This is a genomic window from Saccharopolyspora sp. NPDC000359 (assembly GCF_040300525.1).
GTDB lineage: Bacteria > Actinomycetota > Actinomycetes > Mycobacteriales > Pseudonocardiaceae > Saccharopolyspora.
The window spans coordinates 141183-150634 of the sequence record NZ_JBEPDU010000009.1 but is presented as its reverse complement, the minus strand read 5'-3'; the positions used below and the strand labels follow the sequence as shown (position 1 = coordinate 150634).

9 protein-coding genes and 1 tRNA gene are annotated in these 9452 nt (G+C 71.0%); 3 read left to right on the top strand and 7 right to left on the bottom strand.

Translation table 11 applies throughout. The annotated features are described in order from the left end of the window. Positions 1–82: 82 nt before the first annotated feature. The 5 genes from ABT324_RS09075 to ABT324_RS33410 form a co-directional block, all read right to left on the bottom strand. The gene (locus tag ABT324_RS09075; protein WP_351174104.1) at positions 83–2086 is read right to left on the bottom strand and encodes a neutral/alkaline ceramidase; all 2004 of its coding nucleotides are present in this window, start codon (positions 2084–2086) and stop codon (positions 83–85) included. 103 nt (positions 2087–2189) lie between these two features. Further along, a complete protein-coding gene (locus tag ABT324_RS09070) occupies positions 2190–3041 on the bottom strand; it encodes an SAM-dependent methyltransferase (protein WP_351174101.1) in 852 nt (283 codons plus the stop codon). 114 nt (positions 3042–3155) lie between these two features. Continuing rightward, positions 3156–4232 (bottom strand): hypothetical protein, encoded by a 1077-nt coding sequence (locus ABT324_RS09065; RefSeq protein ID WP_351174098.1) that lies wholly within the window; start codon positions 4230–4232, stop codon positions 3156–3158. Between the two features lie 219 nt (positions 4233–4451). Then, entirely contained in the window at positions 4452–4820 is a 369-nt protein-coding gene (locus ABT324_RS33415) for a nuclear transport factor 2 family protein (RefSeq protein ID WP_502949717.1), read from the bottom strand. Between the two features lie 27 nt (positions 4821–4847). Next, positions 4848–5483, bottom strand: a complete 636-nt coding sequence (locus tag ABT324_RS33410) for an RNA polymerase subunit sigma-70 (RefSeq protein WP_502949716.1) — start codon at positions 5481–5483, stop codon at positions 4848–4850. Between the two features lie 348 nt (positions 5484–5831). On the opposite strand from ABT324_RS33410, the gene ABT324_RS09055 reads away from it, so the two are divergent. The 3 genes from ABT324_RS09055 to ABT324_RS09045 all read left to right on the top strand — a co-directional run bounded on the left by ABT324_RS09055 (position 5832) and on the right by ABT324_RS09045 (position 7411). After that, positions 5832–6365: a hypothetical protein gene (locus ABT324_RS09055; protein ID WP_351174095.1), complete on the top strand. Its 534-nt coding sequence runs from the start codon at positions 5832–5834 to the stop codon at positions 6363–6365. 561 nt (positions 6366–6926) lie between these two features. After that, a complete protein-coding gene (locus ABT324_RS09050; RefSeq protein ID WP_351174092.1) occupies positions 6927–7133 on the top strand; it encodes a hypothetical protein in 207 nt (68 codons plus the stop codon). A 203-nt stretch (positions 7134–7336) separates the two neighbouring features. After that, positions 7337–7411: transfer RNA gene (locus tag ABT324_RS09045), tRNA-Ile, on the top strand. Positions 7412–7854: 443 nt separating this feature from the next. Here the strand turns inward: ABT324_RS09045 and ABT324_RS09040 are convergent. Together ABT324_RS09040 and ABT324_RS09035 are read right to left on the bottom strand one after the other, a co-directional pair. Beyond that, positions 7855–8676 carry an LLM class F420-dependent oxidoreductase gene (locus tag ABT324_RS09040; RefSeq protein ID WP_351174089.1) on the bottom strand — a complete coding sequence of 274 codons (822 nt, stop codon included), beginning with the start codon at positions 8674–8676 and terminating at the stop codon, positions 7855–7857. A 39-nt stretch (positions 8677–8715) separates the two neighbouring features. Next, positions 8716–9414, bottom strand: a complete 699-nt coding sequence (locus tag ABT324_RS09035) for a class I SAM-dependent DNA methyltransferase (protein ID WP_351174086.1) — start codon at positions 9412–9414, stop codon at positions 8716–8718. Positions 9415–9452: the final 38 nt, after the last annotated feature.

Below are 9452 nucleotides of genomic sequence, written 5' to 3'. Positions count from 1 at the left end.
CCCGCCGGGGGGGGGGGGGGGGTTGTGGTTGTTCTGTCCGTAACAGTGTTCGAACACTGTTACGCACTCACGACCCCTGGCGTCAGGTGACGACGAAGGTCCTCGTGGTGCCGGTGAAGGCCGTGATCTCGCCGTTCCAGCCGTTCTTCCAGTCGCCGTGGTGGACGACGCGGTAGCGGCCCGCCGGGGTGTTCGGCGGGATGTCCCAGGTGATCGTCGCCGTCGAGGTCGCCGGGCCGCTGCGGGACCAGTGGTACTTCGTCGACCAGTGCCGGTCGTCGGCCACCCGCCGCCACTGGCCGCCCACCTGGCGCTGGACCTCGACGAAGGTGCCGCCGCGGCGCAGGTCGTTCTTCGGGTGACCGGTCACGAACGCCGTGCTGACGTGCTCGCCCCGGCGGTAGCGGCTGGCCGGTTCGGTGAGCACCTCGCCGAACTCGCGGCCGAGCGGCTTGTCGTCGAAGACCACGCCCGGTTGGAAGTTGATCAGCTTGCCGCGCAGGTCGCGCGGGGTCGGGCCCGGCGGCACCTCGGTCCCGGCGCGCATCGCCGCGGCCAGCCGGGCGAACTCCTGCTGGTAGGCGGGCAGCGTGTAGCGGCCGAACAGGGTCGACGCACCTTCGTACTGCTGTGCGTCGTACTCCTCCGGCGTGGTCACGTACTGGCTGTAGGCGTTGGCGTAGCCCTGCAGCAGCACGTTCTCCAGCGGTGCGCCCAGCTCCTCGGCGACCGCCCGGCGGATCCGCAGCCCGGCCACGATGGTGCACTCCGCGGGCACGGCGACCAGGTGCAGCTGGCCGATGCGGATCAGCTGCAGCGGGAGCACTTCCGGGCACCACGGGTACGGCTGCATCGCGCCGAACGGCACCGCGACCGGTTTCGGGGCCTGGGCGTCGGCCAGCCAGTCCGGGACCGGCACGTCCGCGCCGCCCAGCCAGTCGAGGAACGGGTTGCGGATGCCTTCCGGGATCGGCAGGCCGGGACCGTCTTCGCGGCTCCCGGCCAGCATGGACACCCCGATCGCCGCGGTGCAGGTGGTGTGCTGCTGGCCGTCGGGGGTGTACCGCCCGTCGACCGCGACCGCCGAGAGGTCGACGAAGCACATCCGGTGGTCCACCGCGCCGGTGACCTGCTCGCGGGCGGTGTCGAAGGCGGACTTGGCGGCGCGGAACTGGCGGTCGCCGATGATCCGGGTGTTGTCGAACTCGTCCTCGGTCGGGCCGGAACCGGGGGAGAGCTCCAGGTTCGGCGACATGTCACCGGCGTTGGTCTGCGCGAAGCAGGCGACGAAGTCCGGGTCCAGCTGCTCCCAGGCGAACGCGGCGTAGCCCTTGTTGTCCGAGCTGATCAGCCGGTTGGTGTTGGTCATCGAGGTGCCGTGGGTGGCGAACCAGGTGATCGCGCCGACGTCCCGGTTGCCCTGCGCGAAACGCAGCACGGTCACTGCCGGATCGATGGCCAGCGGGAAGTGGTCCTTGTCGGACTGGGGGTTGCGGTCGAAGGCGCTGCGCGACCGGTTCGCGCTGGCGTCGGTCAACACCTCCCGGCCCAGGTGCAGGGTGCCGGGCTTGAGGTCGTCGTGGGCTCGGGAGATCGCCTCGGTGATGCCGTCGACGACGGCGTTGTAGGTCTGCTCCTGGAAGCCGAGGATCGACAGGTCGTAGGCGGCGTAGTGCGAGTCGCCACCGCAGGCCGCGTGCGTGTGCGTGGCGTTGAGCAGCACGTTCTGCTCGGTGTAGCGGTCGCCGTAGGTGTCTCGGAGCTTGCGGAGGACTCCCTGGTGCACCGACTGGAACAACGCGCCGAGCTCGGCGGTCACGAACACGACGCGCTTGTGGCCGTCGTCGACGACGAACGCGCGCGCGAGGGTGCGCAGGTGGATGCCCGCGGTCTGCTGCTGGGGCATCGAGTAGCCCATCATGCCGTTCTCGGCGGCTGGGCCGGTGACGTCGGCGATGCCTCGCCCGACCAGGTACTGCCCGGGGTTCCCGGTGGTGTCGGCTGCGGCGCCGGGGCCGCCGAGCGTGGACGCGACCAGCGGCGCTGCCGCAGCAGCGGCCAGCACCTGCCTCCTGGCAACGGGCATGGACCAGCACCCCTCGGTGAATGCGAACCAAATTCACGTTTTCCGGAGACAGGAGGTTACGTGATCCGGTTCACCCTGCCAAGGGGTGCTGGGACCAGCGGCGTCAGGGCTTGCGGCCGACGGCCCCGATGTGCAGGGAGTGGGCCGGGCTGTCCGGCTCCGGGATGTCCGGACCCGCTCGCCACTGGTTGTGCGGGACCAGGCCGGGCTCGACCAGCTCCAGGCCGTCGAAGTAGCGGATCTGCTCGTCCCAGGTGCGGAAGCAGCGACCGCCCATGCCCTTCTCAGCGAAGACCCGGGACAGCTCCCGGGCGCGCGGCTCGCCGTTGTCGCAGGTGTTGGACGCCAGCAGGAAACCACCGGAGGGCAGGCGGTCGCGGATCCCGGCGGCCACCCCCTCCGGGTCCTCCTCGTCCTCCAGGTGCATCAGCACGCCCCCCAGCAGCACGGCGAACGGCTCCGACTGGTCGATCAGCCGCTTGGTCTCGGGGTGCGTGAAGATCGCCTCGGGTTCGCGCAGGTCCGCGTTGAGGAAGGTGGTCCGGTCGTTGGCGGCCAGCAGGGCGCGGCTGTGGGCGAGCACGATCGGGTCGTTGTCAACGTAGACGACGCGCGTGTCGGCGGCGATCTCCTGCGCGATCTCGTGCACGTTGCCCGCGGTGGGCAGCCCGGACCCGATGTCGATGATCTGCCGGATCCCGGCCTCGCCCACCAGGTAGCGCACGGCCTGCCGCACGAAGTACCGGTTCGCCTTGGCTAGCAGCATGGTCTCCGGGACCACCGCGATCATCGCGTCGGCCGCGGCCCGGTCGACGGCGAAGTTGTCCTTGCCGCCGAGCGCGAAGTCGTAGATGCGGGCGATGGAGACCTCGTCGGTGTTGATCTGCACAGGCACGTGGTCCGTCCCGGCTGCGGAGCCGACGAGTCGTTCCAGCGGTCCCGGGGTTTCCGTCATCGTGGCTGTCCCCTCGTGCGCGGGCCAAGATCGACCCCAAGGTACAGCACTCGATCGGAAATCAGTTCACGATTCGTGGCGATTTCCGCCCCAGCAATTCGTGGAATATTCCAGCTAAAGGGTTCCCGTTCGTCCGATCGGCATCGCGATCACGTCGAGGAGGCGTCCCGGCCATTCCCGATCCGCGCCGAGGGCGCTGATCCGGTCGCGGTCGGACTGCGTTGGCACCAGGAGGACCTCCCCGGTCACCACGGTGCTGCCCGGTGCCGCCAGCTGGTCGAGGAACCGCCCCACGTCCGGGACGGACCGGACGAGCGCGCCGCGCTCGACGGCGATCTCCCGCGCCTGGACCGCCATGCGGCCGAGGTTGGTGCGCGCCCGCCACTCGGAGAGCTCCGCGCCGTACCGCGCCGCCTGCTCGACGGCGTCGGGGGTGGAGATGACCGGGAAGGGGGCTGGGCGGTCGTCCCGGTCGACCTCGATGATCACCAGCTCGCCGCTGGTGATGCGCGCGGCGAAGGTGTCGATGCGCAGCATCGTGGCCGCGCCCTCGTAGCGCGACGTCGTCGCGTCGACGACCTGCTCGCCGTGCACCGTGCTCCGCCACTGGAGGTGGCCGGGGCAGCGGTCGGTGCCGCGCAGCCGACGGCGCCAGCACTGGCTGCCCCGACCGCAGTCCTCCCAGCTGGGGTGCACGACGCCGACCGCGAAGACGTTGAGGTCGGCGATGTCGCGGTGCTCGGTGCGGGCGGGGCGGATCAGCCGCACGCAGGGCACCTCGCCCGCCGGTGCGGCTCCGGCGCGGTGCACCTGGACCGCCAGGGGGAACCGGGTGCCGTCCGGGCACTCGAACCGCAGGGTCGAGCCGCTGCGCGCGTTCCCGGCCCGGTCGAAGGCCACCGCCGTCCGAGCGCGCAGCATCTTGCGCACCTGCTGCGCCGTGGGCTCCGCCGGGATGCCGCGCGTGCAGGTGCGCCCGGCCAGGTGCGCCCAGTGGAAGTTGTCGCTCGCCCCGGGGTTGCGCCGCAGGTGGACGGGGTGGCGTTCGATGCAGCGCGCGTAGCGCAGGTGGGCGGGTGTTCGGCGTTGGTGGAAGCGCTCGCGGTGGAACTTCCCGGGATGCCCCAGGTCCGGTCGGCGCGCGTCCAGCTCGTGTTCTTGGTCGTCGTCGGAGAACGCGATCACGGTCACGGCTGCTCCCCAGTGTTTCCGGCTCGCACCCCATGGTGCCGTCCGCGCGGAAGCCCCCGGCCGAAACGCGGATCGCACCCGGTGAGCGGGACTGCGGCACCCGTGTCGTGGTGGCGGCCAGACGAGTTCGGCGGCGGCACCGCGGTGGCGGATCGTCGCCGATCCGGTGCTCCGGGGTTCGCCGGGGCGGCCCAATCCTGCGCCGCCCGGGCGAATTCGCTACCGCAGCTCCTCAGGCAGCCCGAAGGCCGCGAAGTGCTCGGGCCCAAGGAACGCGGTGATCTCCCGGATCAGGCCGTCGTGCAAGGTGAGCACGTTGATCGCCCAGGCGCGGTGCGCGGTCCCGCAGTCGCTGCGGAGGTAGCAGGCCACGGCGGGCTGGCCGTTGGCGCTGGTCGAGAGGTGCCGCCAGGACCCGCACGTGCTCAGTGGAACCTGGACGGCGAAGTCCACCACCGCCTCGACGCCGCGGTACCACCGCGCCAGCGGCGGCATCGACCAGGTGACGTCCTCGGTGAGCAGCGCGAGCATGGCGTTGGCGTCGCCCCGTTCCAGGGCGGTGGCGAAACCCGTGATGACTTCCCGCACCCGCTCGTCCCGGAGCTGCCGCAGCGTTCACTGCTGGCTTCGGGCCGGGGCCTCCTCGGCCACGACCCGGCGGGCGCGTTGCAGCGCGCTGTTGACCGACGCGGTCGAGGTGCCCATCGCCTCGGCGATCTCGGCGGCGGAGAACCCCAGCACCTCGCACATCAGCAGCGCCGCCCGCTGGTTGCCGGGCAGGTGCTGGAGCGCTGCGACGAAGGCGAGCTCGACGGCCTCCCGCTGCTCGTAGCGCGCCTCCGGTGTGGCGCGACCGCTGCTGAGCCCGGCGTCCGGGTACGGGCCCAGCCACGCGACGTCGGTGAGCGGGACGTCGTCGATCACCACGTGCTCGCTGGACGGCCCGAGGTCGACGGGCAGCGCTCGCTTGCCGCGGCTGGCGATGGTGCCCAGACAGGTGCGGGTGGCGATGGTGTGCAGCCAGGTTCGGACGGAACTGCGGCCCTCGAACCGCGTGAGCCCGCGCCACGCCCGCACCAAGGCGTCCTGGAGGGCGTCGTCGGCGTCGTGGGTGGAGCCCAGCATGCGGTAGCAGTGCGCGTGCAGCTCCCGGCGCAGCGGAGCCACGAGCCGGTTGAACGCGGCGTCGTCGCCCCTGCGCGCCAGGGCGAGGTCACGGTCGTCCACCGCGCTTGGAGAAATCTCGCTCACCGCGATGATTCTGCCCGCACGTCGGCGGTCAACACCGGTGAACCACTTCTCGAGGAGGACCGCCATGACTAACGCCCCCACCACCGGCCTGCTCCGGGTGCCCGACGGCCGACTGCACTACGAGGTGCGCGGGCGTGGGCCGCTCGTGGTGCTGGTCGGCGCGCCGATGGACGCCAGGCCGTTCGAGGGCCTCGCCGACCGGCTCGCTGTCGACCACGCGGTCTCACCACCGACCCGCGCGGCATCAACCGCAGCCCGCTGGACGACCCGGAGCAGGACTCGACGCCCGAGCTGCGCGCCGACGACCTCGCCCGCCTCATCGCCCACGTCGACGAGGGACCGGCCGCGGTGTTCGGTTCCAGCGGCGGAGCGGTCAGCGCGCTGGCCCTGGTGCAGGCGCGGCCCGACCTGGTCAGCACGGCGGTGGCCCACAAGCCGCCGCTGTGCGAGCTGCTGCCGGACCGCGAGCAGCTGCGCGGGAGCACCGAGGACATCATCGCCAGCCACCTGTCCGGCGACCGCGTGGGCGCGTGGCGGAAGTTCCTGGCCATGGCCAACATCGACATGCCGCCGGAGGCGGTCGGGGAGGTCTTCGGCGTCGAGCGGGACGAGCAGGAGATCGCCGACGACCACTACCAGCACGCGCACATGCTCCGCGGCACCGCGCACTGGGTACCCGACCTCGCGGCCCTGCGCGCGGCGTCAGCCCGCGTCGTGATCGGCATCGGGGAGGAGTCGGGCGGGCTGCTGTGCGAGCGCACCTCGAAGGCGCTCGCCGCCGAGCTAAGGGTTGATCCGGTGCTGTTCCCCGGCGACCACATCGGCTTCGCCGACGACCCGGCGGCCTTCGAGCCCCGGCTCCGCGAGGTCCTGCCGCGCTAGCCCGCCGGGCAGCGGATGCCCGGCTCGGCGGCGAACGGCAGCCGAGCGCGGGGCTCTCCGCACAGTGGACTCGAGGTGTCCGAAGCGGACGCCGCCAAGTGATGGCGATAACACGTGCCGCGTCGCGGGTGCTGCTGTCGCGTTCGCTAAGATCGGTGGTGAGTACTTCGGTACCGCAATCGGGGTGATCAGCAGCGAACGCGGACGCGGGAAGCGGTGCGCTGAAGCGGTTTTCGCAGTGGCAACATCCGGGCAGGGCGGTCGCGGCCTCGTGGTCGCGACGACTGCGGTTCACCTGTCCGGGCTACTTGGTGCCGGGATGGATAACAATCCCGGATCAGTGCGCGATCATGTCCGTGCTCGACTCGCGGTCCACGGCCTCGGCGCAGATGATTTGTGCGAGCCGCGTGACCCGCGGACCGACGACCGACGACGCTGGTTGATCCGGCCGATTGCTGACCGAAACGAACTCGTGATGCGTTTCGCGCAACGGATTGCCGTTGTGCTTCGTCTCTCCAGCAGTGGTCCGAGGGGACTGACTACAGGACGGGGGAAGTCAGGATGTCCGCACCAGGGATCGGCAAGAACTCGCACCTCGCGCTGCCCGACTTGGCTTCGGTGACCAAGCTGCCGAAGCCGATCAAGGCGCTCGTGTACCTGGTGGTGCTGGCGGTGCTCACCGTCGCCGGGATCACCGCGCTGATGGCCGCGATGGTGGTCATCGGCCAGCTCACCGGCACGTTCGACGTCTTCAACTTCATCGGCTGAGCGGGTAGCGACCAACGGGGCGGCGCACTGCGGTGCGCCGCCCTCCTTCATGCCGGAACAACCGACTAGTCCGGTCGGCGCAGCGCCATGCGCAGCACATTCGACCGGTCCGACCAATCGTCCGCTAGGCCGCTCGGCGGGTCCACCCGAAGGTCATGACCCCCCGGCACCTCGCTACGATCGCCTGTGTTGCCAACGCCACGGGGGCAGTAGCTCAGCAGGTCAGAGCAGCGGACTCATAATCCGTCAGGTCGTGGGTTCAAGTCCCACCTGCCCCACGCATCACCTGGTGGAACAGCCGCGGAAAATGCGCGTTCGCGCTTTTTCCGCGTTTTTTCGAGCGAGCCGCTTTTCTGCCATTGCTGGCCGGAAATGATGCTTCGAGGGGGCCGGAAAGTTCTCGGCAGGTGAGTTCGCGGTGCCATCCCGGGCTGGGCACGCCACATGGGTTGGCGGTGGGCCGTCCGGGAGGTTGGTCGGGGCGGCCGACGGGCGGATCGTGGTCGCGGATTCGCCGGCGCTGCCGGACATCGGGGCGCGCATCGACGCGTGGTGATCCAGCGGCCGGGGCTCGGGACTCGTGGTTGAACCGAACTGACCGCCGGAGCACCGCCCTGGGCGGGACGCGGTGCACGGCTGGTTCGAGTTCGGGTTGCAGCGGGTCCTCAACGGCGTGACCAGCTTCCTGGGCGGTGACACCGTGAGGGCCCGCTGCCGGGGATCAGCGCAGCTGCAGTGCTTGGGACAGTTCGCGGTAGGCGGGCACCGGGTCGCCCAGGACCTGGACGCTCACGTGGTCCGCCCCCGCCTGGAGGTGCGCGCTGATGCCTCCGGCGATCTGCTCGGCGGTGCCGTGCAGGGCCAGGGCGTCGACCAGGCGTTCCGTCCCGGGCGGGGTGACGTCCTCCGCCGAGAAGCCGTGGCGTTCCAGGTTGCGGGTGTAGTTGACCAGGTTCAGGTACATGCTGACCGACTCGCGGCCGGTCGCGCGGGCGCGCTGTGGATCGGTGTCGACGACGACCTTCTGCTCCGGCGCGAGCAGCGCGTCGCCGACGATCTCCCGGGCGCTGCGGGTGTGCTCGGGAGTGGTCAGGTACGGGTGGGCCCCGGCCGCGCGGTCCCGGGCGAGCTGGAGCACCTTCGGGCCGAGCGCGGCGAGCACCCGCTGCGACTTCGGGACTTCGGCGGCGTCGAGCACGTCGAGGTAGTCGACCAGCGCCTGGTAGGGCTTGCGGTAGTCGGTGTTCGCCTCCCGGTGCCCGGCCCCGATGCCCAGCAGGAAGCGCCCCGGGTGCTTGTCGTCGATCCGGTGGAACGACTCGGCGACGGCTTCGGCGGGGGAGTTCCAGATGTTCACGATCCCGGTGGCGACGGTGATCTCGCGGGTCGCGTCGAGTAGCCGTTCGACGATGCCCAGGTCCGCGGGCGGCGAACCGCCCACCCAGACCGTGCCGTAGCCGAGCCGCTCGACCTCAGCCGCGAGCTCCGCGTCCAGCTGCGCAGCAGCCCGCCAGATGCCGATCTTCCCAAGTGGAGTGCTCATGCCTCGACGAACACCCCCGACCTGGCCCGCATTCCCGGTTCAGCCGTCCTTCCGCCAGACGTAGGCGGCGGAGATCGGGTGGTTGCGGAACCGCTCCCACTTCGGCTTCACCGCCAGCCAGGCGTCGTCGATCAGCCCCTCGTGCAGCTCGGCGAGCCGCCAGCCGGCCGCCAGCGCCGCGGTGACGTGGTCGCTGATCAGGTGCACGTTCGTGGTGATGGCCACCGACTCCCCGGCGTCGTTGGTGAAGTGGGTGGGCATGCCGGCCGTCATGATGAAGTGCGGGTGGAAGGTGACCAGCACGAACGCGGCCTTCGGCGCGGCGATCCGCCCGGCCTCCCGGTAGAACGGCGACAGGTCGGCGAGGTGCTCGTCGACCAGCGAGGAGACCACCAGGTCGTAGGCGCCCTCATCCAGCCCGGTGGCGGTGACGTCAGCTTCGGTGAGCTGGTCGTGCGCCCCGCGCTGCCGGGCCAGCGCGAGCATCTCCGGGGTCAGGTCGACGCCGTCGATCGACGGGACGCCCTTGCCCCGCAACCACTGCCCGGTCCGCCCGGTCCCGCACCCGAGGTCGGCGGCGCGCCCGACGGCGGCCCACTCGGGTTCCCGCAGCCGCTCCAGCAGCGCGAGGTCCATGACGTCCTCGACGGTGTCCTCGTACTTGCCGACCCACTCCCCGTACCCGGTCCGGACGTCCACGGTCCGGTACCCGCGCGCATCAAACCCGCTGAACTCCATGCCCCGGATTCTTCCCGCTCCACCCTCCACACCGGAAC

Excerpts from the sequence above, each read along its gene's own strand:
- ABT324_RS09050 (WP_351174092.1), top strand. The coding sequence starts at position 6,927 with ATGTCCGCACCAGGGATCGGCAAGAACTCGCACCTCGCGCTGCCCGAC.
- ABT324_RS09070 (WP_351174101.1), bottom strand. The coding sequence starts at position 3,041 with ATGACGGAAACCCCGGGACCGCTGGAACGACTCGTCGGCTCCGCAGCC.
- ABT324_RS09075 (WP_351174104.1), bottom strand. The coding sequence starts at position 2,086 with ATGCCCGTTGCCAGGAGGCAGGTGCTGGCCGCTGCTGCGGCAGCGCCG.
- ABT324_RS09035 (WP_351174086.1), bottom strand. The coding sequence starts at position 9,414 with ATGGAGTTCAGCGGGTTTGATGCGCGCGGGTACCGGACCGTGGACGTC.
- ABT324_RS09040 (WP_351174089.1), bottom strand. The coding sequence starts at position 8,676 with ATGAGCACTCCACTTGGGAAGATCGGCATCTGGCGGGCTGCTGCGCAG.